Genomic DNA, 25,008 nt, shown 5'->3' with positions numbered 1-25,008 from the left:
TCAGTCTTGTAACCACGGTTGGTAGTGAAACTGCGTATGGCTAGCTATTAGCACTGGCAAAGCCGCCCAAAAGTGGAGCCCTCATAACCTAAAGTGCACGCTCCGGATGGGTACCCTCAGGTGTTAGACTTGCGTTTTTGCCCGTACTCCAAGGAGTTATTGCGTGAACACGGAAAATCATTCCCAGACGGCCGCGTTTCTATGGTCCATTGCCGATCTGCTGCGCGGTGACTTCAAACAATCGCAATACGGTCGCATCATCCTGCCATTCACCCTGTTACGGCGGATGGAGTGCGTACTTGCGCCGACCAAAGTTGAGGTGATCAAACAAACCTTCGCTCAGGAAGGCCGTCCGGACCAAGTGCGTGAGATGATTCTGCTCCGCGCTGCCGGTCAGCAGTTCTTCAATGGCTCGCCGCTGACCCTTGGGACGCTGTCCGATACCCAGACCGCCGCCGATCTGATGAGCTACGTACAGGCGTTCAGTAAGGATGCTCGCGAGATTTTTGAGCATTTCCACTTTGAAGATTTCGTTCAGCAACTGGAAACCGCCAACCTGCTGTATCAGGTGGTGCAGCGATTCGCTGCCACGGATCTGAGCCCCGAGTTCATCAGCAACTTTGGTATGGGCATCATCTTCGAAGAGCTGATCCGCAAGTTTGCGGAAAGCTCGAACGAAACCGCCGGGGAGCACTTCACCCCGCGCGATATAGTGCACCTCACCACCTCGCTGGTGATCACCGATCAGGACCACAAGCTCGCGCCTAATAGCATCGTCACCATTTATGACCCAACCGCCGGCACTGGCGGCTTTCTGTCTGAGGGCGATGAGTACATCCAGTCCATCAGCGAGAAGGTCAGCGTGTCGCTGCACGGCCAGGAGCTCAACCCTGAGTCCTACGCCATCTGTAAGGCGGACATGCTAATTAAGGGCCAAGACGTGGCCAGCATCAAGCTCGGCAACACCCTGTCCAACGACCAACTGGCTGGCAAGCACTTCGACTTTATGCTCAGCAACCCGCCCTTCGGCGTGGAGTGGAAGAAGGTGCAGAAGCAGATCACCGACGAGCACAGCCACAAAGGCTTCGACGGCCGCTTCGGCCCCGGCCTGCCGCGGGTGTCTGATGGCTCGCTGCTGTTCCTCCTGCACCTGGTCAGCAAGATGCGTGACCCGCGCGACGGTGGTTCGCGCATCGGCATAATCCTTAACGGCTCGCCGCTGTTTACCGGTGGTGCGGGTTCGGGTGAGTCGGAGATTCGCCGCTACCTGCTGCAGAACGATCTGGTCGAAGCCATCGTCGCTCTGCCGACGGACATGTTTTACAACACCGGCATCGCCACTTATGTGTGGATACTCAGTAACCACAAAGCCGCTGCGCGCCAGGGCAAGGTTCAGTTGATCGACGGCAGCCAGCACTACGCCAAAATGCGCAAGTCGCTGGGCAGCAAGCGCCAGTACATCACCGAGGATCAAATCAGCGAGCTGGTGCGCCTATATGGCAGCTTCGAGCACAGCGCGCAGAGCAAGATCTTCCCCATCGACGCCTTCGGCTATCGGCGTATCACTGTCGAACGCCCGCTGCGCCTGAACTTTCAGACCAGCGCCGAACGCATCGCGAAGGTGTTGGAAGAAAAAGCCCTGCAGAAGCTCGACAGCGCCGCTCAGCAGCACCTGCTGGCTGTCCTGCAAGCGATGGACGCCAGAGTGCTGCACCGCAACCGTGAGCAGTTCAGCAAACTATTGAAGAAAGCCCTGACCACACACGGCGTCAGTCTCAGCACGCCGGAGCTAAAAGCCCTGCTGAATGCCCTCAGCGAGCGCGACGCCGAGGCGGATATCTGCACCACCAAGAACCAACCAGAAGCCGATGCTGGCCTGCGCGACAACGAGAATGTGCCGTTGGGCGAGTCGGTGTACGAGTATTTTACGCGCGAAGTCCTCCCCCATGTGCCGGATGCCTGGATCGACGAAAGCAAAACCGATGCACTGGACGGCGAGGTTGGCATTGTCGGCTTCGAGATTCCGTTTAACCGCCACTTCTATGTGTTCCAGCCGCCACGCCCGCTGGCTGAAATCGACCGGGACCTAAAAGCCTGCACCAACATCATCAAAAAGATGATCGAGGAGCTGTCAGCATGAGCTTTCCTGCCTATCCGGAATACAAACAATCTGGTTTTGATTGGTTGCCTGAAGTTCCTTCACATTGGGTGGATAGGAAGATTGCAAGGGATATCCCTTTCGTGGTCGGTTGGACGCCGCCATCAGGCAAGGATGAATACTACGACGGTGATTTACCTTGGGTCACGATTGCGGACATGACACAGATGTCCGTCCAGGATACGAAATCGAAAATCAGCCACCTTGCGGTTCAAGATAAAGGTGCAAAAGTTGTTCCTGCTGGCAGCATGCTCTTTTCGTTCAAGCTGTCTGTGGGGAAAATCGCCTTTTTAACAATTGACTCGTATACAAACGAAGCGATAGCAGGGTTTCTCCCTTGCGGGCCACTTGATCTTGAATACTGGAAATACGCCGCCCCAGAATTTATTCCCAGGTATGGCAGAGAAAATATCTACGGCGCGACCTTGCTTAATCAGGAGCTTATTAGCTCTGTGAGGTTTTCTGCTCCAGTGCGGGCTGAACAAACCCAAATCGCCCGCTTCCTCAATTACGAAACCGCTCGCATCGACGCGCTGATCGAAGAGCAGCAGCGCCTGATCGAGCTGCTCAAGGAAAAGCGCCAGGCCGTGATCTCCCATGCCGTCACCAAAGGCCTCGACCCCACGGTGCCGATGAAAGGCTCCGGTGTGAAGTGGCTGGGAGAGGTACCGGCACATTGGGAAATCACTCAAATTAAACGTCGATGTGATCTGATTACTGATGGTGCGCATATTTCTCCTGAGACGGAAAGCGGGGTTTACTGCTTTGTCTCTACCAGAGATGTATCAGACGACGGTATAGACTTTGATGGTTGTCTTCGAACTTCTGCTGCCAGTTATGAGTACCTAGTAAAAACAGGCTGCCAGCCAGCGACCGGTGATGTTCTATTTAGCAAGGATGGGACTATAGGCCGGACTATTGTAGTCGGTGAAAATTCGCCAGATTTTGTCGTTGCGTCTTCACTGATTATTATCAGGCCCAACAGAGCGGAATTACTGCCAACATATCTCGACTTCCTGTGCCAGTCTTGGGTAGTTTCCCAGCAGGTAGACGGTTTTGTGAAAGGCGCGGGCTTGCCTCGCTTGTCAATTCAAAATCTTACAAAGGTTGTTGGCGTTTTCCCTCCACTTGAAGAGCAAGCACTTATTGCTGGTTTTCTGCAATTGCAGTGCGTAGCTGCACGCCAATTGTCTAGCGAAGCATGGCGCACAATGGGGCTATTAAAAGAACGCCGCTCCGCCCTGATCTCCGCCGCCGTCACAGGCAAAATCGACGTGCGCGCCTGGCAGCCACCCGCCAGCGTGCCAACTCCCAAATTAGTAAAAGAGGCCGTGTAATGGCGGACAGCAAGGAAGCGCAATTTCAGCAGGACATTATCGACGCCCTGGCCGTCCAAGGCTGGCTGGTCGGCACCGCCAGTGGCTACGACCGCCGCACGGCGCTGTATACCGAGGATGTGCTGGGCTACTTCAAGGACGCCTGGCCGGAGCGTTGGGACAAGTTCGCCAAGGCCAACCCTAATGATCCGGATAGCGTGCTGGTGCAAAAGCTGGTGCGCGAGTTGGAGCAGAGCGGCACCCTGGATGTGCTGCGCCACGGCTTTAAGCTGCCGGCGGTAAAGGTCGAGCTGTGCAGCTTCCAGCCCGACCACGGGATGAACCCGGACACCCTCAAACGCTACCAGTGCAACCGCCTGCGCGTGGTGCCGGAGGTGTCCTACTCGCCGCATGCGCGTGATGCCGCTAGCGGCGGGCAGAGCTACAACCCACGGCTGGATCTGGTGCTGTTCGTCAACGGCATTCCCACCGCCACCCTGGAGCTGAAAAGCGAGTTCAAGCAGTCGGTGGAAAACGCCAAGCGCCAGTATCGCCAAGATCGCCCGGTAAAAGACCCGCTCACGCGCAAGCCCGAGCCGCTGCTGACCTTCAAGCGCGGCGCACTGGTGCACTTTGCTGTGGGCCAGAACGAGGTGGCGATGACCACCAAACTGGCGGGCAAGGAGACCTTCTTCCTGCCGTTCAACCTCGGCAGCGCGGAAGGCGGCGCGGGCAACCCCATGCCTGAAGATGACAGCCAGTACGCCACCAGCTACCTATGGCAACGCCTGCTGTCGCCGGACGCCTGGCTCAAGGTGCTGGGGCGCTTTCTGCACCTGGAGAAGAAAACCAGCGAAGGCTTCGACGGCACGCCCGTGACCAAGGAAACAATGATCTTCCCGCGTTACCACCAGTGGGAAGTGGTCAACACGCTGATAAACACCACCCGTGCGGAAGGGCCAGGCAAGCGCTACTTGATCCAGCACAGCGCCGGCTCGGGCAAGTCCAACTCCATCGCCTGGACCGCCCATCAACTGGCCTCGCTGTACGACGATGCCGGCCGGCGCCTGTTCAATTCGGTGATCGTGGTCACCGACCGCACGGTGCTGGACAGCCAACTGCAAAACACTATTTACCAGTTCGAGCACGCCCAGGGTGTGGTCAAACCGATCAGCCGGGATGTCGGCAACCAAAGCAAGTCCGAACAGTTGGCCGAAGCGCTGGCCGAGCAGACGCGCATCATCATCGTCACCATCCAGACCTTCCCGGCGCTGTTCGATGCGCTGGACAAATATCCCAAGCTGGCCAGCGGGCGCTATGCGGTAATCGCCGACGAGGCGCATTCGTCGCAAACCGGCTCATCGGCCAGCAAGCTGAAACAGATTCTCGGCAGCGATGCACTGGAGGGTGAAGAAGTCAGCGTCGAAGAGCTGCTGGACGCCGCCGTGCAGTCACGCCAACCGAATGAGCGCATCAGCTACTACGCCTTTACCGCCACACCCAAGGCCAAGACCCTGGAGCTATTCGGTCGCCCGGCCGACCCGACGCTGCCGGCCAGTGCCAGCAATAAGCCGGAGGCTTTTCACCTGTACTCCATGCGCCAGGCAATTGAAGAGGGTTTCATCCTCGACGTGCTGCGCAACTACACCACCTACAGCACCGCCTGGAAGATCGCCCATCCGGATGGCGAAGACGACGAGGTGGACAGCAAAAAAGCTCGCATCAAGTTAGCGCGCTGGGTGCGTTTACACCCGTACAACATCAGTCAGAAGGTCGAGGTAATCGTCGAGCATTTTCGCGCGAACATTCGCGGTCTGCTCAATGGTCAGGCCAAGGCCATGGTAGTGACAAGCAGCCGTCAAGAAGCTGTCCGTTATCAGTTGGCATTGAAAGCTTATGTGCAGCAAATGGGTTACAACGATGTGCACCCGCTGGTGGCGTTCTCCGGCAGCGTGTTGCCGGATGAGGTTATCCCCGAAGAGGTCACGGAAAACAGCAGCCTGCTCAACGCGGGCCTGAATGGCCGCGATCTAGCGGACGCTTTCGACACCCAAGACTTCAACGTGATGATCGCTGCCAACAAGTATCAAACCGGTTTTGATCAGCCCAAGTTGTGCGCCATGTACGTGGACAAGAAACTGCAAGGCGTGGACTGCGTGCAAACTCTGTCACGGTTGAACCGCACCTTTGGTGACAACAAGCAAACCTTTATCCTCGACTTCTTTAACGAGCCGCAGGATATTCTCGACGCCTTCTTACCGTACTACACCAAGGCCGAGCTGACCGACGTAACAGACCCGCAGATCATCTATGACCTGCAGAAGAAGCTGGATGCCGAGGGCATCTATCACTGGCAAGAGGTCGAAGCGTTCGCTTTAGCCTTCTTCGACCCTAAGGCGCAAGCCAGCAAGCTCAGTTATTACTGCGTGCCGGCCAAGGAGCGTTTTGCTAAGCGCTATGCCTTCTCGCTGGATTCTCGTCAGCAGGCGCTGGATCACAAGCGCGCTGCCGAAGCCAATGGGGATAGCGCTGGTTTGAAAAAAGCCGAGCACGCATTGAAAGAAACTGGCGAGCAGATCGATCAGCTCGACCTGTTCCGCAAGAACCTGCAAAGCTTTGTGCGCCTGTACGAGTTTCTGTCGCAGATCGTGCCTTACGAAGATCGCGAACTAGAGCAACTGTGCGTGTACGCCAAGCACCTGCATCCGCTACTACGGGTAGATCGTCTACTACAAGACGATGTGGACGTCGGCGAGCTGCAACTGAGCCACTATCGTCTGAGCAAGCGTGCCGCACACCAGTTACGCCTCAGCGACGAAACCGGCGAATACAACCTCAAGCCAGGTAGCGACGTAGGTAGTGGTAAGCCGCATGATCCGGAGAAGAAGCGTCTGTCAGAAATCATCGAGGCGCTGAATGATATCTTCGGTGCAGAAGTGAGCGATGATGATCAGTTGCAGTTCCTCACAGGCATCGCCCAGCGCATCAGCCGCCAGGAGGATGTAATGGCTCAGGTGAACAACCACTCGGTCGATCAAGTGATGCACGGTTTGTTCCCCAAACGCGTGCTCGACACCGTGCTTGATGCCATGACCGATCACGAGAAACTGTCGTTGGAAGTGTTGGATAACGAGACTAAGAGCCGGGCGTTTGCGTTGGTGATTTTGAAGATGCTCAAAACTGCGGCTGCTCTCGATAATAGCGACGTACGCGGTGCCTGAAAGTAGCTAGCAGGGATAGGAGTGAAGATGGCAATTCCGGACTTTCAAAGTGTTATGCGGCCGGTGCTGGCTACTGTGCAGAGCGGTGCGCCGCTGCCTCTTAATGAGTTGCGCGAGCGAGTGGCTGATCAGTTCCGACTGACCGAGGACGAACGTAAGGAACGTTTGCCCTCCGGCCACCAGACGGTAATCAACAACCGTGTGGGCTGGGCTCGCACCTATCTCAATAAGGCGGGGCTGTTATGCATTCCTGCCAAGGGACTGGTGCAGATTACTCCGCGCGGACTCGACGCCTTGGCCGATGGTCCGCAGCGCATCACAGTGAGCTGGTTGAAGCAGTTTCCTGAGTTTGCGGACTTTCATACGGCCAAGCCGCAATCTGTTGATGCGCCGGCCGTGCTGAACGTCGATATTGCCGAAACCACGCCTGACGAACAGTTGTCAGAGGCGCATCAGGCACTGGTGCAATCCCTTGCAGACGAGCTGCTGACACAAGTTTTGGCAGCCACTCCCAGCTTTTTTGAACAGTTGGTGGTCGATCTGATGATCGCCATGGGTTATGGCGGCTCGCGCAAGGAGGCCGGTAAAGCGACCCAGGCGACCAATGATGATGGTATCGACGGCATCATCAAAGAGGACAAACTCGGCCTGGATGTTATTTACCTGCAGGCTAAGCGCTGGAGTAACACGGTACATCGTCCGGAAATTGACAAATTTATCGGTGCGCTTACCCGCCAGCGTGCGCGCAAGGGTGTGTTTATCACCACTTCAGAGTTCTCCGATGGTGCCCGCACTGCCGCGTTGGGGCTGGATATCAAAGTAGTGCTGATTGACGGTGTCGAGCTGGCGCGATTGATGGTGGAAAACAACCTGGGCGTGAGCGTTAAGCAGGTGTATGAGGTGAAGCAGTTGGACAGTGATTACTTTGCGGGTGAGTAATCAGCAACGCTGCTAGCCGCGGAGAGAGGGCTGTCACAAAACGGGTACTACCCAGTTAAGAAAAATCTGACGGGCACAAAAAAGGCACTTTTGCTAAGCGCTAAGTGCCTAATTTGTATAGCTTATTTGGTGGAGCCGGGGTAAGTTGAATTCATTACTTAGGCATTTGATCTAAATGACTAATTTGGGTTTGTAAAATTTTCTGGAATACCAGTTGGAATACAGGCAGAGCTGAATTGAGCAACATGCCTCATTGCCGTCCTGTAGGCATGGCCGACAAGAACATCTGTTTATCCGAACTGGCCAAGCTAACGAGGCCATCTCTCGCGGGTTTGCCAAACCCAGCTCAGCCCGCTACTTAAGTAACCCGCTCAAACAAGTCTTTGAACACCATTTTGAACGGCGCATCGCTAGGGACCAACAGCTGGCGTGACTTCAAGCAAAAAGGCAGTACCCATAGCCGCAGCCCACCTGTCTTGGGGAACTCGAATACTGGTAGCGGTCGATCAAATGCCCCAGTCTTAGGGTAAATCAGCACCACATCTCCCGACCCATTCAGATAGCTTTGCCCATAGGCCTGCAACTGATAGAAGTCACCCTGTGCGAGGCCGTATTTATTCGTCCCATTTGCCTTGAGACCATCGAGCAGTTTCCACTTTGTATCGAGAACCAGCACATCTTTCTTGGCATCCTTGATCAACAGGTCTGGTTTTAGACAAAACCAATTCTGTTCTTGATGGCGAACCAAGTGATGGCTGCGTGCTTGGGTTTTCAGGTGAAGCGGCCTCGCCAGTTGCTTCGCTATATGCTTGGAGACGAACGCTTCGAACACTGCCTCCATTGGGAACAGCAGCGACGGAGCGTGATTGCCTCCGCGGCCTGTCATGGGTGATTGCTGTTCTAGAATCAACTTTGACCAAGCGAGTGCTTCTTCGTAGTAACCCATGCCCCGCTCAAGGCGTACCCGCTGGAAGTCCATATTAGGGTCTGCTGAAATCGGGACCTCTGCGAAGACAAATCTCAGTTCTCGAGCCAGTTGCTGATGTGTCTGAGATGCCGTCAGTTGCAGGATTCGTTGCAATGCGGTGTGTAATAAACGGTTTTCCGGACGATTAATCGAGAACTCGTCGTGCTCTGTAAAGAACCGGTCCGCCCTGCAAAGGTTTTGCCGCAGATGGGATGCCATCATCAGTTTGCCGCGAAGGGCAAACAGGTTGCTTTGCTGAGTGGTATAGGTGCTGCGCAGGCCTTGTTTGACGATATGCCCGACGGTGCGTAGGAACTCGGCAATAAAAACTTCCAGTAAGGGCATTCGTGCCGCGGCGAGGTTGGCGGTGTCAGTTTGGAGGTGGCGAAACTCTTGAAGGCAGCAGAGCATTTCGATCAACAGCTGACGAGCCTTCGAGGCGCCCGCACCTATTACTTTTCCGACTTTCGGCAGTACCTCGATTTGGTAACCGTCTGGTGCACGTATCACTCCAACAAAACTAGTGACCTGAACGGCTCGATGCCCGCGCCGTTGAGTCAGGCGCAGCCACGCTGGCTTACTGTTGTTGGAGGCCCGCAGGCACTGGCGTTCTAGCCATGCGTAGACCGTATCCGGGACAATGTGCAGCCCCTCGGACAACGAGCCAGTCGAAGTCGCTGCCATCAACACGTCAAATTCGTAAATCGATATTCCGCTCACGTGCCTCCGCCTTCAGGTCGACAGCGTCTTGTAGATGCCAATGTAGGCATCCGGATTAGAGAGCGCAGCCTTCTGCAGAGCGTAGTGGCGCTTAGTGGAATAGCTGTCCATGCCATGATCGCTGCCGAACAGGCGAGCCAGATCATCCTCCTGATCTTCACCCTCAACGATAAAGCGTGCGGCTTGGGATTTCTGATTGTCTGCTAAGACAAGGCGGATCTTTTGCCAGTCTTCGAAAAAGTACTCTTCGAGCAGGGGCAGAATACGTGTGCTGAACACCTGTTGCAGGGCTACAAATCGCTCGTCTCCATCAGGCACTAGCGCTAATGCTGTGAAGTACGCATGGCCGATGCAATGGTCGCGGTCGTAGAGCATCTCGATGCGCTGGTTTATTGCATCAAGCATACGAGGCACATCCATTACTTGCTCCCCCAGACTGACTCGGAGGTTTGCAAGCGGCGCGCCTGGCTCGTCGCGAGCGTCCGGCATTAACGGCACAAACTCGAATCGGCGACGTAACGCGGTGTCCAGCAACGAAAGGGATCGGTCTGCCGTGTTCATAGTGCCGACAATGTCGACATTGGCTGGTACCGAAAAACTCTCTCCGGAATACGGTAACGTCACCGAGATGGCGTTTTTAGCACCTTCGCGTTTATCAGGTTCGATCAAAGTGATCAGCTCGCCAAAGATCTTGCTGATGTTTCCCCGGTTGATCTCGTCGATCACCATCGCGAACTGCTGATCTGGCGCCATACGTGCTTTGCGGCACAAGTCCTTGAAGACACCAGCGCGGATCTCGTATTGGACTTCACCGGATTCCGCATCGCCTTCGAGAACCGGACGCAGACCTTCCACGAACTCCTCGTACCCGTAAGATTGATGGAAGGTGACGAAACTGTAACGCTTGATGTATTCGGCTGAGGGAGGACCGGCATTGTACTCGTCTACCAGCCGCTTCAGATTGGCAGCTGCGTCCGCCCAGTCTCCAGTTAGTATCCATGATGAGTCCGATAGCTTATCGAAGACAGCCGGTGCCATTCGCTTGCTCATCTTGATGGTTTCGGAGGACTCGATAGCATGGTATTGGAGAGCACCCCAAACGGTGTTTCGCACACTCTTGTTCGTGCTTTTGGCGGCGGCAATCGATTTCATGAATGGGTGATCAAGCAAGACATCGACACTTGCTTTTCCGCCCAAGTGGTACAGAGTTGCTGCGATTGCCTCCCACCAGGTAAGGCTCGCAATCCTTTCGCTCACAAACTGATTTTGCCATTCTTCCTTGGATACCGAGGTCGTGACTTGCTCATACTCTCGCTTCATTAGCTTCGACAATTCGTATGTCTTGCCTGTGCCAGGTGGGCCGTAGTAGATACGATTGAGAGGAAGCCTTATCGCATCAGAATCAGCAATGTCGTCTTCGCCAGTCTCATCGTTGTCTTCCACCGGATCGTCCCTCAGTTGATCCGGCCATAGTCCAGGTCGTTCGGCTTCAAGTAATAGCCAGTCGTTGGGTAAATCATGCTTGTCGGCAAGGGATGCTTCAACCTTCGTGAGCAGTTCATTAGTTAGCGGCTCACGGTGGAGGATGGGGAGGGCGCCCACCTCACGCTTCCAGGAGAGCTTCCGCACTCGCGTGCCCCGCACAATGCCAAGTACGCCAATCGCCCGTTCGCTTCCGGGGTTCTTGCGGCCAAATCGCACCTGAATATCTTTGCTCGAGTGCCACCAGTCCAAGCCGGCCATATGTACAGCACGCGCCAATCGACAGAACTCCGCTTTGTCCTCTGGAGTCCATGAGGCGCGGAAGGTCTGAAACGCTGGCTTGCTGTCGAAGTGCTTGAGCAGGTCTTCGTCGTCCAGTGACTTACTCAGATTCATTTTGGCTACTAACTCTTCGTAATGCAGCTTGAAGTTGCGGATGGCTTCAGCGCTCCATTCGGTGAGCTGGTCCAGCGATTTTTCCAAACCATCGCCTGCGGGCATTGTTGTTACAAAGGGAGCGTTGTAATAGTCACCTCGCAGGGCTAAGTAGGTTTTGCGCGTTTTACTAGACTCGCCCAGCCCGACGGTATCGATCTTGACCACAAAGCCGTCGTCGGCATCGATCCCTACGGTAATGGCCAGTTCCTTAGGCGCTTCCGGTGAGGGGTAAATTTTCGCCCAGTTGTAGCCAGAGAAATGATTACCCTGGTTGGTAGGCCGCTTGCGAATTTCGACGCGCCCTACTGGAAACAGCGTGGTCTTGAGTTTGTTAGCCCATGCCTGTGTGACTGCATAGGCCTTTTTCAGATCATCGTAAGCTTGGTTTTGCTCGGGGTTGGACTCGTCACGCTTGTGTCCTGCCCACTTGTTCAACAACTCGAAGTGGTTGCTCGTGAAATAGTCCGTCATGGTACTCAGATTCCTTCAACATCAATTCCATGTTCTGCCAACCATGTCTTGCGCTGTGCATAGTCAGGCATGACGCGTTCCAGGCGGAGCCAAAATTCTGGGGTGTGATGTGGCTCTTGCAGGTGCACCATCTCATGCACCACCACGTACTCCGCAATGGGCTTGGGCAGTAGGATTGTTTTCCAATGAAAATAGAGCTGTGCGCCCTTACCGCATGAGCCCCAGCGATAGCCCAGATCCTGCACACGCACACCGCTGGGGGTCAGGTCCATTCGCGCTTGGTGGTTCTCGACTCGTAAGGCGAGCCAGCTGCGGGCATGTTCGCTATACCAACGGATGAAATGTTCGCGGGCTCTTGGCAGTTCGCTACGCAGCAGGCGGAAGCGACCAGCAGAAAGTTTTAATGGCCCATCCTGCTCATCAACCAGTTTGAGGCGATAACTTCGTCCCAAATACAGAAACCCCTCTCCGTCGACGTATTCCTTGGCGGGGATTGAGCGCTGCAGGCGTTCCTTTTCGGCAAGACGCGAGTAAATCCAGAAGCTTTTTTCCGCTACGAATTGCCGCAGCGCTTGCTCCTCAACCTCTGGCGGAGCAGACAGGATAAGTGCGCCGTCACGCTCGACAGTGATCTGTAGCGTCTTGCGCCGCGCGCTGCGGCGTAGCGTCAGTTGCAGATCGTTTACGATGAGGGTTTGATTGCTCACAGCTGCATCAACCGTTCATGGCTGGCTCTCGCTTGATCCATCAGGCGGTCAGATAGCACCCCCGCCGTATCGCTATCCACCAAGGGCGGACGCAGTCGCATCAGGTAATCAAATAGCTGCCCGGCGAGCTCCTCCTGTGCTGCTCGCTTGCGCGGGCTCCAGATATCGCGGTGGCTTTGGAGTTCGCCCACCAACAGATCGACCAGTTCCACTGTCACATCCTTCAAACGCAGCAGCTCGGCGGGCTGCGGATTGGCGTCGGCACACACCACATCCAGCAGGGTGCGCAGGAAGGGTGCATAGTGTTCGGGCAAATCCAGGGGGCTGTAGCCATCGCTCATTTGACCGCTGCGCAGCTCGTTGATGATCTTCTGCATCTGTTCAACCAACTGATCCCACTGCTCGCCCAGCGACTTGAGCAGCTCGTTCAGGCGTTCGGACAGCTTGCGATAGAGCACTGGATCTTCATCAGTATGCTTGCGCACATGCGAGCGAATGGCGTGCTCCATCTCTGAGGCCTTGGCGCGGTCGTTGACGCTTCGCGACAACTGCTTCTCGAAGTCTGCATCGGTGAGCTGGATCGGCGGAATCTTCGGGTCGATGCCCAGCGAAATAACGTGATCGTCGATCAGTTTGCGCACCTTGGCGCCGACATCCTTGCCCAGTTGCGGCAGGTCCTTGTAACGCCCGCGCGCACGTGCATGGATATAGGCCAGGCGCTTCGCATCCTTGACGAAGGGCAGGCCCTCGGGGCGTGGCAGCACGGTGTCCAATGAGTTTAGGAATGCTTTGAGTTTTACCGCAAATTCGGCGCGCACCTTTTCCGACTCCAGTGCGGCAATGCAGGTTTCGGCATCTTCCAGCGACTCGATGCCCTGGCGACGCAGCACATCCACCACGCGAAGATGACGATCGCGCAGCACCGGCACCTCGTCCTTAATGCTACTCAGCGCACCTTCGATATCCTCGTCGGCATAGGCTGCCAGGGCTTCGCGCAGGTGGTTGGCGACCCCGTAGTAGTCGACCACGATGCCACAGCGCTTGCCGAAACCAGTACGGTTGACCCGCGCAATGGCTTGCAGCAGCTCGGCTTCCTTGATTGGCCGGTCAAGGTACATCACCCCTTCGATGGGGGCGTCAAAGCCGGTGAGCAACATAGACTTAACGATCAGGAACGCCAACGGATCGGTCTTGCCCGGCTGCTCATGATTCAGCGGCTTCTTGAAGCGCTGGATCAACTGCTCGTGCTTGCTGCCATCCGTCCAGGTTTTCCACTCGGCCGGATCGTTATTTGAGCCGGAAATAATCGGTGCGAATTCCAGGCTGCGTAGCCTGTCGCGATAGCGCCACGCCTGCACGCGCGCCTGCAGCTTGGGTGGCCGCTGGCACAGTGCTTCATCGTCGAGGTCCTTGTCGGCTGCTGGCAACGCTTCGGCCTCGGCCAACAACTGATCGCGGGCGGCCTGCAGTGCGTGGAAATAGCGGATTGCCGCAATCCGGCTATAGGCTACCACCTGCGCCTTGTAGCCATTGGGCAGGATATTGGTGACGTAATGTCTGAGGATGTCGCGCGCCTTATCTGCAATCAGCGCGGGGGCATCAAAGATATGGCCTTTGGTGGCGTATTTTTTCTTGATCAGCTCCAGCTCGTCCTGACTGTGCTCGCGGAACAAATCCTCGAACAGTTCATCCAGACTCGCTCCATCTTTTAATGCGCCCTGGGCAGTGCGTCCTTCGTAAAGCACCGGCACTGTAGCGCCATCTGCCTCGGCTTCCTTGATGGTGTATTTGTCGATGAACGCGCCGAAAATTTCGTGGGTGCGTTTCTTATCGCCCATGATGATCGGTGTACCGGTAAAGCCGATGCGCACGCAGTTGGGCAGGCCCGCCAGCAGGTTTGCCTGCAGATCGCCGGCCTGGGTGCGGTGCGCCTCATCGATCAATACCAGAATGCTCTCGTCGTGGTTGAGCACCTCGAATGGTTTGCTTACCAGGTAGGGCGCGCGCTTTTCTGCGGCTTTGAGGGGTGCAGTAGCTTGCGTAGGGATCGACGCCTCCCCATCTTCTTCCTGTTCGGGATTGCGATACTTCTGGATGGTGGCGAATACCAAGCCGGGGCCCTGGCGACGTGCCAAGGCTTTAACACCCTGGATATTGGAGGCCACCTCCGGCAGTTCACCGCTCAGCGTGGCGGTGGCGGAGAGCTGGTTTTGCAGGTCTTTACGGTCAGTGACCACGATGATTTTGAAGCGGCGCAGTTGTGTATCCGTGCGCATCTTGCGCACCAGAAATACCATGGTCAGGCTCTTGCCTGAGCCTTGAGTGTGCCAAACGATGCCGCCGCGCTGGTCGCTCTCGCCATGCTCAAGGCGTGTCTGCCCGCGTTTCATGCGGATCACCGTGCGGTTCACCGCGCGGTACTGCTGGTAGCGGCAGACCGTCTTGATGGTCTGCCCGCCAACCTGCATGAACAGCATGAAATGCCGGATCAGATCGAGCAGGTGGGCCGGCGTCAGCATGCCTGCCACCAGGCGCTCCTGCTCGGACAGTTTGGCTTTGCCTAGCTGCTCGGCTACTGACTGCTCGCTGCCGCTACCTTCCGGGCCAACCACGGTTTTCCATTGGGAGAAATGCCCGAAGCCGGCCCCAATGCAGCCCACCCGTGCTTCGTCGTAGCTACTGGCGACCAATAGCTGCACACTGGCGAACAGAGTCTCGTTGCCCTCGTTTTCCTCGACCTCGAAGGCTGCCTTGCGCTGGTTGCTGTAGCGGCGCAATTGATCGACAGCTTCGGCCAGCGGTTCTGGAATGGAGGGGCTCTTGCACTCCACCACTACCAGCGGGATGCCGTTCACCAGCAACACCAGATCGGGGACGATAAATTTCTTGCCGCTGTTGTACCCCGGTGGGCAATCCACCCGGAACTGGTTGACCACGCTGAAGTGGTTATTGGCCGGGTTGGCCCAGTCGATGTACTGGATGGTCTGACCGCGCCCGCCTTCCCAGCCCTGAAGGCCATCGACCGTGATGCCTTTGAGCAGCAGCTCAGTGACTGTCTGGTTGGCTTCCATCAGCTTGCCGGCGCCCACGCGGGTAATGGCCGCCAGTGCTTCGGCAATGCGCTGCTCATCCAGCCAGGGCTGACCGTCGCGCAGGTTGATGGTACGCAAGCGCTCGGCCAGTGCAGCTCGCTGAATCACTTCACTGAAACTGCTGCGACCAGTGATGGCCGGGTCGTCGAGGCTGCCCTCGATATGCTTCCAGTTCAGCCCCTGTAACTGAGCCACAAAGGGTTTTTCGACGTCATCCAATTCCCAGCCCACGGTTACTCCTTTAATCCAGTTCAGGCGTGTATGGGCTCATACAGGCTCATAGCGGCTCATAGCGGCTCATAGAATTTTTAGCCGAGCTTATAGACCGACCAGCGTCGTTCACCTTGCTGTATCAGTGTGCCCTTGTCTTTCATGCGCTTGAGCAGTTTTGCCGCTTGATCAGGCGAAAGCCGACAAAGATCCATTACTTCAGCGCGCTGAATCTGCCCATGCTGCTGCACGTAGTTCAACACCATCTGCTCATGTTGAATGGGTGTGAAGCCTGCCTGGCGGGTATAACCGGCCTTGTCGCCCACGGCCTGGTACAGACTGGCTGACAGAGTGTAGCTGCGCCCTCGGGTAGATCCGTGGGCCTCGACCAAGCCGGCTTCGGTCAGGGCTTCCAGGGTGCGTTTGGCACTGGCGGTGTCGCGCTGGATCTGTACGGCCAGTTCGTCGGCCGTGACGCGCTTGGTCTCACGCAGGGCGGCCAGGGCGATCAGGCTGTCGATGGGCAGCTCGGCGTTGGTGGCGCGCTCGTGCTCGACCACTAGGCGGCGGAAGTCAAGGTCGGCCTCTGCGGTGGGTAAGCGCAGCACCACGCTCTGGGCGGTGGTGTAACTGTAGTCCGGGGCCGGCCGGCCGAATTTGAGCATGCCGCGGAAAATCTTGTCCACGCCTCGGCCGGAGCGTTCGACTACGCCGACGCGCTTCATGGCGTCGGCCAGGGCCGGGTTGCGCGGGCGCGGTTCGGTCACCAGCAGGTTGGCCAGGGTCACGCCATCGACCAGGCCACCGGGGTTGCTAACCACCAGAGCATCGTCCTCCAGGCGCACATGCACCGCGCCTCTGCCGTGGTAATCGCGATGCACCAAGGCATTGGCTACGGCTTCACGGAAGGCGCCGAGGTCAACCTTGGGCACTGGCACGCGGAACAGGCCTACCTGCAGTTCTTCCTCTGGGTTGTAGGGACGGAAGTTGGTTTCCAGCCAGTCCAGTGCCTTGAGCAATGGGAAGCGGCGAAATTCATTGAAGCGCACTGCCTGCTGGGCCAGCACCTGGAAAGCGAACTCGTGGGTGGGCACCAGTTGGCGCAGGGAGGTTTCCCTACCGATCAGTAGCAGGCCGGTGAGGGTTGGCACACGCGAGCCATCGGACTGGCGCGCAGTGAGCAGCAGCGCGCCGTCGAGGGCTTCGTCGTCCAGTTCCAGCAGCACGCGGTCGCCGCCGTATTGCTGCACCGCCTGGCGCAGGCGCTCACGCTCCAGTGGGTCGAGGTCGGCCAAGGTGGCACCGGCCACCGGCTGGGCGGAGACATCGAGCAGGCCAAAGCTGCTTGCGCGGCTGCTGCGCTCATGGGGCAGCATGGCTATGCATTCGGGCGTGCCGTCGTGCTTCAAGCGGCGGCGTAGATAGACGCCGCTGGTGGTGGCCACTTCGCTCTGGGCTTTGGGCACATGGATGTGCGCTACGGTCACGCCATCCAGGTCGATCGCCTCGGCCTGTACGTTCAGCGAAGGCGAGGTGCGCGCTGCGACCATGCCGGCCAGGCCCTCCAGCAGGTGATGCTCCGCATGCAGGCCGGTGGGTGTGCCATCGTCCTCGACGCCTAGCCATAGCTCGCCGCCTTCGGCATTGGCCAGGCAGACCAGCGCTTCGATTAGTTCGCGGTCGGGGAGCTTGATGCGGTCGCTTTTGAACTCGACGGTAAGGGATTCGCGAGGTGGCAGGCGCTGTGGCATATCAGGCTTCCGTTTGTGCTGCAGCTTGTTGCATAGATTCCAGCAGCGGGTTGACTCGGACGCGGCCGGATAGCAGGTCGTCCATCAGGCCGATCTTTTGCTGGCGCAACTTTTCCCGTGCCTTCTGCTCGACTGCCATTTTCTTATCGAAGGTCGACAGGCGTTGGGTAATAAGCAACTGTTCAGCGACTGATGGGCAAGAAATGCCAAATGCTTTCAGCTGCGTCGAATTGATTGAGGCCAGGTTGGTTGTCTGTTTCGATGCTTGGACAAAGTAGCTCTTTCCACGCACAGAGCTGGAGTAGGCTGCCAAAAATGCAGGCAATAGCTTTGAGTCATCACAGCGCACGCGGAAAACATGATTCTGGTGCAGGCAGGGTTCTATCTGCCCCTCCCATACGGCCCCCCGACCCAACTTGTCGAAGTCTCCACCCTCGTTCATCAGCACATCACCTACTTTCAGAGCAAAGCGGTTCAGCTCTGACGGCAGGATCGAGACAGTCTTTATTTCTCCCAGGGCAAGGTAGCCATCTTGGACATTAGCCACTCGCAGATATGGAAGCTCAATCGCGACAGGGCTGTTTAAGGTGCGGCCAAGGGTTATACCGCTTGCGATATCTGCACAACAACCCAGCGGGACCACCTCCCATTGCCTCGGAATCCACCCCAACTTTGACTCCTTGTAGAGTTGCGGCGCTTCGCTCTGTGGTGGGCGCAGGTGGCCGTTGGCGTCAATGCCGCGGGTCAGCAGGTCGTGCAGCAGACCCTGTTTGAGGGCCTTGAGCTTATCAATCAGCGCTTCGGTTTCGCGGATGGCGGTGTCGAGAGTGTCGAGGATTTGGGCGATCTTCCTCTGTTCACTCTCGATGCGCGGTATTTCAACAAAAAACTCTCGAAGCTCTCCGCGCTTGATGTGTTTCATCGTACTGCCATGTGTCCGCTTGCCCATTTCAGCAACAGACGCTTGCAGCACATGAAACAGGAATGAGCGATCAATCCCTTCAGCAGGCCCAACTTTAAAGAGATGTTGGTTCAGCCATGCTGAGCCACCAGCCCAACGCACGACTGCGAGTGTTCCGCTCCAAGAAAAGATCAGATCACCGTCATCAATTCGGTAGCTGTCCGGTAACAGGCCGGGAAAGCGATCAACAATGCCTTGGCTACCGGTAATTTGAGCTATTCGGATGATTGGCAGACCGTGCTCGGACCAATGCAAATCATTGAATGCGAAACCGTTCTCGTAGCTTCCAAGTGAGGCTAGGCTGCGTTGCTGCCACTGATCAGACATATCCCAGTCCTTTAAAGAATCCCTGCAATGCCCTCGCCGCCTTGTCGCGCTTGTGCTCGATCTCATTCAACGTCACCCGATACTTGTCCCACCAGTTCTCGAAGGCGGCGACTATCTGCTTGCGCTGGGCGGCGATATAGCGCTCGACGATGGCCTGCATATCGTTGTGCAGGATGGTCAGCAGCAGTTCGGCGGCTTGCTGCTCGTCCAGCCCGTCGACGGCCTGATTCAGGTGGCTGGCGAAGTTCTCCTGCCGGGTTTTGAGCTGTTTCTTCACCTTGGTCAACTCGGCTTTCCAGGCCTTGAGCTGGGCTTCGTCGACGGTGTTTTCTTCGTCATCGGTATCCGTCGAGCTGTCGGCCTCGTCAGCCTCTTCCCCCTTGGGTGGGGATGCGGCCTTGAGCTGACTATCCAGTTCGGTCTTTTTTGCTTCCAGCTCGGCCAACGCGGCAACAAAATCACCGAGCAGGAATTTCACCAGCTTGTGCTCCAGCGGGCTTTGCTTGCTGGCCTTGTCTTCCAGAGCGGTGATGATGCTGATGCGCCAAGCGTCGATTACGCCCCGGCAACCGCGGGCCATCAAGCCAAGGAAGTCATATTTGCTCTGGTACCAAAAGCCCGCGACGATGCCCCTGACTTGGAAAGGGTCGAGCAGGCCGATGCCTTCCAGCGTCTGGCTAAAACTGTCCAGTAGCTCGCCGCGCAATTCGACCAGGGCAGCGCTGTTATCCAGCTTCCCAGCCAGGGCGGTGATCCGCGGGCTGTGTACGTGCCACCAGGTTTCGAAGGCATCACGCAGGGCGGCTTCCTTCGCCTGTAGGCCGGGGTTGCTTTCGATGGCTGGCTTGAGGTCGACGCGGCAGGTCAGCTCGCCGCGAAAGTCGAAATACTGCGCATCGCGTGCGATGAATAGGTCATGAGGGTCGAGGCCGTGGGCGGCGAACAGCGGCGTTTTCGCTTCGACTTCGGTCTTGGGCACACCACCCAGCAGATGAGCACGCACATCATGTGGCTCGGGTGGTGGTGCGTTATCCACGTAACGGCGGATATTCAGGTTGTAGTCGTTGTCGCGCAATGTGGCGATATCCACCACGTCGCTAAGGCCGTCGATCCGGCGAAATTCGTCGAAGGCAGTGGTGATTTTCTCAATGTGCTCGGGCAGCAGGTAGTTCTGCGCACGGCCCTCGAAGTACTCGCGGTCGGCGTTGATAAACAGCACCTTGCCCTGGCGCTCGGCAGGCTTGGCGCTGACACGGTTGGCGCCTTCCTGCTTTTGTTGGCGCAGGATCAGGATGCAGGCGGGAATACCGGTGCCATAGAACAGGTTGGCCGGCAGGCCGATCACGGCTTCGAGCAGGTCGTTTTCGATAATGCCAGCGCGAATGCCGCGTTCCTCTCCGCCCCGGAACAGCACGCCATGGGGCAGTACGGTGGCGATCATGCCTTCGTCACGGGTGACGGCAAGCATGTGCTGCAGGAACATCAAGTCGGCCTTTTTCGAGCCCAGTGGCACCTCGCCGAAGCGGAAGCGCTGCTCGCGGAATGTCGGGTTCCAGGCCAGGCTGCCATCCGGGCTTTTCTCGGTATGGCCCCAGTTGATGGAGAACGGCGGGTTGGTGAGGATGCGGTCGAAGCGGCGCAGTTCGCCGCCCTCGATATGCCGAGGGTCGGCCAGGGTATCTTCGTTCTCCAGCCAGGCGTTGCTGATGCCGTGCAGCAGCATGTTCATCTGCGCGATGGACCAGACGGTGCCGTTGAATTCCTGGCCGAACAGGTTGGCCTTGCGGCCGTCCTCACCGTGCTCGTCGATATATTCCTTGGCAGCAATCAACATGCCGCCCGAGCCGCAGCAGGGGTCGTAGACATCGTGAGCCAGAGTCGGCTTGAGCAGATGAACCATCAGACGCACAACAGAGCGTGGTGTATAGAACTCACCGCCTTTCTTGCCGGCCGAGTCAGCGAACTCGGCGATCAGGTATTCGTAGGCTGCCCCAAGCAGATCGGGGAATTCGAAGTCACTATTGCGCAGACGCACCTCACCGAAGTGGGTAATGAGTTGGCGCAGCTTCTGATCGGGAATCTTGCTCTGGCCGACCTTGCGAGTGAAGTCAATGTGCTCCAGCACTCCTTCCAGGGATACGTTATTTTCCTCAATGCCGCCCAGCGCCTTGTTAAGCAAGTTGCCAACATTGATGTGCGCTTCGTTGAGCAAATAGTGGAAGCGTGAATGGCTGGGCACCCAGAAATTACCATCGCGCTTGTACCAGCGCGGATTTTCCGCCGAGACAAAGGCCTCGGCCTTGCTCCTGCCGGCGTTTATTTCATCGGAAACGACCTGCTCATACCGCTCCTCGAATACGTCGGAGCAGCGCTTGAGGAACAGCATGCCAAAAATGTATTCCTTGAACTCCGAGGCGTCCATCTTGCCGCGAAGAATATCGGCAGCCTTGAACAGATGGCGTTCCAGTTGTTGCAGCGTGAGGGGCATTGCGGAATCTCTTGTGGGCACCCAGGGAGCGGATGCCGGTCCCCATGGTATTAAATGCCGGGGATTGTATCTCAATCCGAGCTCGGCACTGAGCAGTCTCGGTTACACGGGCCAGGTTGGGCGTCTAGCGCTAGTTGTACTGACTTTTTCATGTCGGTGATTCGCGCTGATGCTCATTGCAGCGCGTTGAGCATTGAGCTGTTCCCCAAAAATGACCCACTTGCTGTATCTCTCAGTCGCGTACGGCTTGCAGGGGTACTTGCTCCACCGCGCTTTTACGATCACCTGAGCAAACCACTGTCAGCAAGTTGCGACACACGGCAGGGGCGATCACCAAGTCTCGGTCCTTCCCTAATCGCTTCCAGACCAATGAAGCCGTGAGTAGGTAATAATACCGGGTGGCGTCTGAATGATCTTTCAGATACTCAGTGAGAAACCAGCGCACATGCTTAAGCTGCCAAGTCCAAGGATTATCACGCTGCCAGCGCTCTTGAATGGCCACTTGCATGAATCGAGCTTGCCGTAGGTGACGTTGCTGCGTGACCTTTGAACCAGTCATTACGCCGCTCAGGAACAGCTCCATATTGAAGGGTTTGGTCACGCTCGACCTCCAATGTAGGCCGAAATGACATCGATCCGGTTATGCCCAAGCTCAAGACTGATTTGCCGTCGCGCCTTTTGGTCCAGAGCGTGGTCGATGAGATAGCATCGGCCACCGTTGACGGGGGCCGCGTGGCCAGTGAGTTGTGCGTAACGCTCGCACGCATAAGCGGCTCGCAATTCATGAACCCCCTTCAGTCCCAGCTTCTGAAGCAATTCACGGGCTGGCCTCACCGTCTGTTGCTGGAACTTGGCGTAGCTTTCATCTTGGGCCAGCAAATTGCGGCTGTGGGGTGGCGAAGCGTGATGAGCCATCTGCAAGGCTGCCTTAACCTCGTTATTTGCGATGATCCAGCGCGGAGCTGAAGCGCCAGCCCGGCCGCCTTTGGTCCCATCCTGAATATTGATGCGGCCTAAGTGTTTAGCCTCACGTTGCAAGCGTGGCAGGTCAGCCAAGATCGTTTCGCGCAAGCGCATGCCGGTTGCGCGGGCCAAGCAGATAATCGCAGCGACGCGGTGGTGGTGCTGTTCGCGAAGCGCTTCAATCACTCGACTCAGTTGTTGGTGCTCTTGGCCATCCGGTGCGCGGATGCGTACGCTTGATCGCGGCATGCCGAGTGCCTTACTCGGGCTGGCGATTTTCACGTACTGGTCGCCGCGTAGTGCTGCGAGGGTACGGTTTACGCTACTCAGGCGGTTCTGCGCGGTGGCGATGCAGATTTCACCTTGTTGAATTTGCTGACGCAGGTGTGTGGCGTAGCTGTGCAAGGTACTGCGATCTATCTGGCGGGCGTCGTTGTAACCGGGGCCATCCGCTGACCGACACCACTTCACGAAAGCCTGCCAGCGATCACTGTGTGCTTTGACCGTAGCGAAGTGGCCGCCGGCAAACATATCTTTCAGCGCTTGTGGGCCGGCATAGCTGAGCTGACGGCCGTAGCCAAAGTTGCGGCCATCACGCCGGCCGACCAATGCCATCGGCTTCACCGTTTTCCGTGTCTTGCAGAAAGCGCAGCACTGCTTTCCAGTGGGCGCTGATCTTGTTCACTTGTTGCCAATGTGTGGGACGAATAATCAGGGCGTTTTGCTGATGCCGCAACATTGCTCCCTCTTCGCGCAGTTGGTGGATCAGTTGGCCGATCTCGACAGGCCCTAAGGCGGGGATGGCGACAACGGCGACAGTGGCGACAACCCTTTTAGTTGCTGGTCTGAAGCATGGCGACAAGGCGGCGACGGAAGTGGCGACACTCCGCAACGCAGGCCGAGTCTGATGCTGCGCCTGATAACGGCGCACCGCATCATTGAGGCGGAACATGGCGCACCTCGAAGGTCTTTCCGTCATGAGAGTCCAGCCAGCTATGTGAGATCAATTCGACCAGTAGCGTAATGGTGTGACGGCTGCTTTTGCGGGCAAAACGGGGGCCGTTGCGGTTGAGGTCGCGGACGGTAAATTGGGTCCAGCCTTTTTGTGTCAGCCAGCGCAGCAGTCGATCCGCCTCCTCGCGTAAAGTGTTGATGGGCTCTTGCTCCGTCAGGCGCTGGATTTCGGCCAGGTAGTAATCCATAAGCGTCGAGGCACGCTGTATATGGGGTTTGTCCACTGCATGCGCGTCTTCAATCACCGCCAATACCCCGGCGATACGCAGTACGTTGGCGGCTGCTTTACCCGCGACGGATTGAATGCCGGACAGCTCGCCAAATTCACCAGATTGGCATTCGATGGTGTCGTGAATATCGATCCAGGCAGCGCGCGCGCTGGGTGTCAGTTCCAGCCTGTCAGGGTTAAGTGAATCATCCTTGTGCAACGACATCGGCTTATCCAGCAGAGCGATGATGCGTGCTTGGTAACGCAGGATTTTGGCATCTCGCGTTAGGTCGACTGCCTTGTACAAGCGCCGCCCCACAAGGCGTTCGGGCCAACTAATAAGGCAACGGCCAAGGATGCCTTGGCCATTGATCATCTGGTCTGTGAGTAGCTGGTTGGCCAGGTAAGGTTGCAGCATCAGATGCAGACTGAGGCGACGATCATAAGCTCGCAGGCTTTCGCCAGGCATGGAGCGCGCCCGGTCGATGGGGCTGCCATCCCAGAGCGCTGACAGGGTGGTGATGGCCTTGAGTTGGTTCTCTTTGCTCATAGTGCTGCTGCCTAAAAACTGTCCGCCCTCATCGTTGAATAACCCCATGCTGGGCAAGCCCTGGCATAGGTTTTTGATCAGCGCCTCAATGGTGGGCTCGGCGATGATCAACCTGGGCGGGACGGGGTCGGATAACTCACGAGCTTCGTGCTTTCCTCGAATGGCGGCGCGATTGGCTTTCAGTTGCTCCAAATACAAAGTCCACTGCCTCCGCTCCCACTCACGTGCAGATGCTAGCGCCAGATGATCCACTGCGCTTTTACGATCACCCGACGATGCCACCGTCAGCATGTACAGGGACAACGGATAAACACGGCCATCGAGATGCACATTGGCATGCGACTGGGTCACCAGGGCGGCAGTGGCCAACACCGATTGCGCCGCCATGGCACAGGGCACGCCGATCACCTCGGCCATACGTTCGACGGCTGGCCCTAAGATTTGTCCCAACGCTTCGACTGGATACACCAGCGGCTCGGGCCGGTATTCCAGAAGCGGCTGTGGCAGGTCGAACACTTCGCACAATTGCATCGTCATTCTCCTGGTGCTTCGAATTTCCCCCTCACTCTCCCCGCCACGGTTGTTGAGTGTTATCAGGGATCAAGGCCCCTGCAGCCTGTGAGGGTTGTCCACTTACGCGGGACGGGCGGCTCTTTACGACCGGGAGCTTGGGCATCTCATGATCTGGCCTCCTGAACACTTCGACTGAAGTGGGCGGGTGGAGGCTGCGTTGGCTGACGAGACCAGCGCCGCGAAATCCTGAGTCTGTTGCAGGCAGTGATGCGATGACCGGGGCGTGCCTGACTGTCAGTCAGGTGCAGTCCATTCCGTGGGATGCGGCACCATCATCTGCATTGCTGCTGCGGGTGACATCGGGGTTTGTCACGCCGATTGTCACAGGGACAAACGCTGCAATGTGTTGCCCGGCAAGGGCTGCGGCAGTGGTTTCGGCGCCCGTCTCTTTCCTGGAGAAAGAGACGGGCGCGGGCTGCCGCATTTGCACTGTGGATAAGTTGGCTTCGATC

At 57.1% G+C, this 25,008-nt stretch carries 14 protein-coding genes and 1 pseudogene; 4 read left to right on the top strand and 11 right to left on the bottom strand.

Annotated elements, in window-relative coordinates; all coding sequences use genetic code 11:
* The first annotated feature begins 163 nt into the window (after nt 1–163).
* From HBO19_RS25275 to HBO19_RS25260, 4 genes are read left to right on the top strand one after another with little or no spacing between them, the layout of a single operon-like run.
* Complete coding sequence (locus HBO19_RS25275) at nt 164–2,140, top strand: class I SAM-dependent DNA methyltransferase (RefSeq protein WP_170058520.1); 1,977 nt, start codon at nt 164–166, stop codon at nt 2,138–2,140.
* Nucleotides 2,137–3,495 (top strand): restriction endonuclease subunit S, encoded by a 1,359-nt coding sequence (locus HBO19_RS25270; RefSeq protein ID WP_170058519.1) that lies wholly within the window; start codon nt 2,137–2,139, stop codon nt 3,493–3,495. Before HBO19_RS25275 ends, HBO19_RS25270 begins: the two co-directional genes overlap by 4 nt.
* Nucleotides 3,495–6,695 carry a DEAD/DEAH box helicase family protein gene (locus HBO19_RS25265; RefSeq protein WP_170058518.1) on the top strand — a complete coding sequence of 1,067 codons (3,201 nt, stop codon included), beginning with the start codon at nt 3,495–3,497 and terminating at the stop codon, nt 6,693–6,695. Before HBO19_RS25270 ends, HBO19_RS25265 begins: the two co-directional genes overlap by 1 nt.
* A 27-nt stretch (nt 6,696–6,722) precedes the next feature.
* Nucleotides 6,723–7,634 (top strand): restriction endonuclease, encoded by a 912-nt coding sequence (locus tag HBO19_RS25260; RefSeq protein ID WP_170058517.1) that lies wholly within the window; start codon nt 6,723–6,725, stop codon nt 7,632–7,634.
* A 358-nt stretch (nt 7,635–7,992) separates the two neighbouring features.
* On the opposite strand, the gene HBO19_RS25255 is transcribed toward HBO19_RS25260, so the two are convergent.
* From HBO19_RS25255 to HBO19_RS25205, 11 genes and pseudogenes are all read right to left on the bottom strand, one after another.
* The gene (locus HBO19_RS25255; protein WP_048377105.1) at nt 7,993–9,321 is read right to left on the bottom strand and encodes an McrC family protein; all 1,329 of its coding nucleotides are present in this window, start codon (nt 9,319–9,321) and stop codon (nt 7,993–7,995) included.
* A gap of 12 nt (nt 9,322–9,333) precedes the next feature.
* On the bottom strand, nt 9,334–11,712 hold the full coding sequence (locus tag HBO19_RS25250) for an AAA family ATPase (protein WP_048377106.1): 2,379 nt from the start codon (nt 11,710–11,712) through the stop codon (nt 9,334–9,336).
* Nucleotides 11,713–11,717: 5 nt separating this feature from the next.
* Nucleotides 11,718–12,419, bottom strand: coding sequence for a SprT family zinc-dependent metalloprotease (locus HBO19_RS25245; RefSeq protein WP_048377107.1), 702 nt, complete (start codon nt 12,417–12,419; stop codon nt 11,718–11,720).
* Nucleotides 12,416–15,742, bottom strand: a complete 3,327-nt coding sequence (locus HBO19_RS25240; RefSeq protein WP_070413829.1) for a type I restriction endonuclease subunit R — start codon at nt 15,740–15,742, stop codon at nt 12,416–12,418. Before HBO19_RS25240 ends, HBO19_RS25245 begins: the two co-directional genes overlap by 4 nt.
* A 77-nt stretch (nt 15,743–15,819) precedes the next feature.
* Nucleotides 15,820–17,472 (bottom strand): ATP-binding protein, encoded by a 1,653-nt coding sequence (locus tag HBO19_RS25235; protein ID WP_070413828.1) that lies wholly within the window; start codon nt 17,470–17,472, stop codon nt 15,820–15,822.
* 1 nt (nt 17,473) lies between these two features.
* Nucleotides 17,474–18,760: a restriction endonuclease subunit S gene (locus HBO19_RS25230; protein WP_048377110.1), complete on the bottom strand. Its 1,287-nt coding sequence runs from the start codon at nt 18,758–18,760 to the stop codon at nt 17,474–17,476.
* A complete protein-coding gene (locus HBO19_RS25225) occupies nt 18,753–21,248 on the bottom strand; it encodes a class I SAM-dependent DNA methyltransferase (protein ID WP_048377111.1) in 2,496 nt (831 codons plus the stop codon). Before HBO19_RS25225 ends, HBO19_RS25230 begins: the two co-directional genes overlap by 8 nt.
* Nucleotides 21,249–21,576: 328 nt before the next feature.
* Nucleotides 21,577–21,849: pseudogene (locus HBO19_RS25220) on the bottom strand (hypothetical protein); the annotation flags it as partial.
* Nucleotides 21,846–22,826, bottom strand: a complete 981-nt coding sequence (locus tag HBO19_RS25215; RefSeq protein ID WP_048377113.1) for an integrase domain-containing protein — start codon at nt 22,824–22,826, stop codon at nt 21,846–21,848. The pseudogene HBO19_RS25220 and the gene HBO19_RS25215, both read right to left, overlap by 4 nt.
* The gene (locus HBO19_RS25210; RefSeq protein ID WP_048377114.1) at nt 22,804–23,163 is read right to left on the bottom strand and encodes a hypothetical protein; all 360 of its coding nucleotides are present in this window, start codon (nt 23,161–23,163) and stop codon (nt 22,804–22,806) included. Before HBO19_RS25210 ends, HBO19_RS25215 begins: the two co-directional genes overlap by 23 nt.
* Complete coding sequence (locus HBO19_RS25205; RefSeq protein ID WP_048377115.1) at nt 23,147–24,514, bottom strand: YfjI family protein; 1,368 nt, start codon at nt 24,512–24,514, stop codon at nt 23,147–23,149. The genes HBO19_RS25210 and HBO19_RS25205 overlap by 17 nt, the downstream gene beginning before the upstream one ends.
* Nucleotides 24,515–25,008: the final 494 nt, after the last annotated feature.

The sequence above is a fragment of the Pseudomonas sp. WS 5021 genome (genome assembly GCF_012985535.1).
In the GTDB taxonomy this organism is placed as follows: domain Bacteria; phylum Pseudomonadota; class Gammaproteobacteria; order Pseudomonadales; family Pseudomonadaceae; genus Aquipseudomonas.
The sequence above is the reverse complement of the archived record's forward strand: the minus strand, read 5'-3'. Positions and strand labels throughout refer to the sequence as shown.

Coding starts and splice junctions, on each gene's coding strand:
- HBO19_RS25215 (WP_048377113.1), bottom strand. CDS start 22,826: ATGGCATTGGTCGGCCGGCGTGATGGCCGCAACTTTGGCTACGGCCGT.
- HBO19_RS25210 (WP_048377114.1), bottom strand. CDS start 23,163: ATGTTCCGCCTCAATGATGCGGTGCGCCGTTATCAGGCGCAGCATCAG.
- HBO19_RS25235 (WP_070413828.1), bottom strand. CDS start 17,472: ATGCCACAGCGCCTGCCACCTCGCGAATCCCTTACCGTCGAGTTCAAA.
- HBO19_RS25230 (WP_048377110.1), bottom strand. CDS start 18,760: ATGTCTGATCAGTGGCAGCAACGCAGCCTAGCCTCACTTGGAAGCTAC.
- HBO19_RS25270 (WP_170058519.1), top strand. CDS start 2,137: ATGAGCTTTCCTGCCTATCCGGAATACAAACAATCTGGTTTTGATTGG.
- HBO19_RS25205 (WP_048377115.1), bottom strand. CDS start 24,514: ATGCAATTGTGCGAAGTGTTCGACCTGCCACAGCCGCTTCTGGAATAC.
- HBO19_RS25225 (WP_048377111.1), bottom strand. CDS start 21,248: ATGCCCCTCACGCTGCAACAACTGGAACGCCATCTGTTCAAGGCTGCC.
- HBO19_RS25265 (WP_170058518.1), top strand. CDS start 3,495: ATGGCGGACAGCAAGGAAGCGCAATTTCAGCAGGACATTATCGACGCC.
- HBO19_RS25260 (WP_170058517.1), top strand. CDS start 6,723: ATGGCAATTCCGGACTTTCAAAGTGTTATGCGGCCGGTGCTGGCTACT.
- HBO19_RS25250 (WP_048377106.1), bottom strand. CDS start 11,712: ATGACGGACTATTTCACGAGCAACCACTTCGAGTTGTTGAACAAGTGG.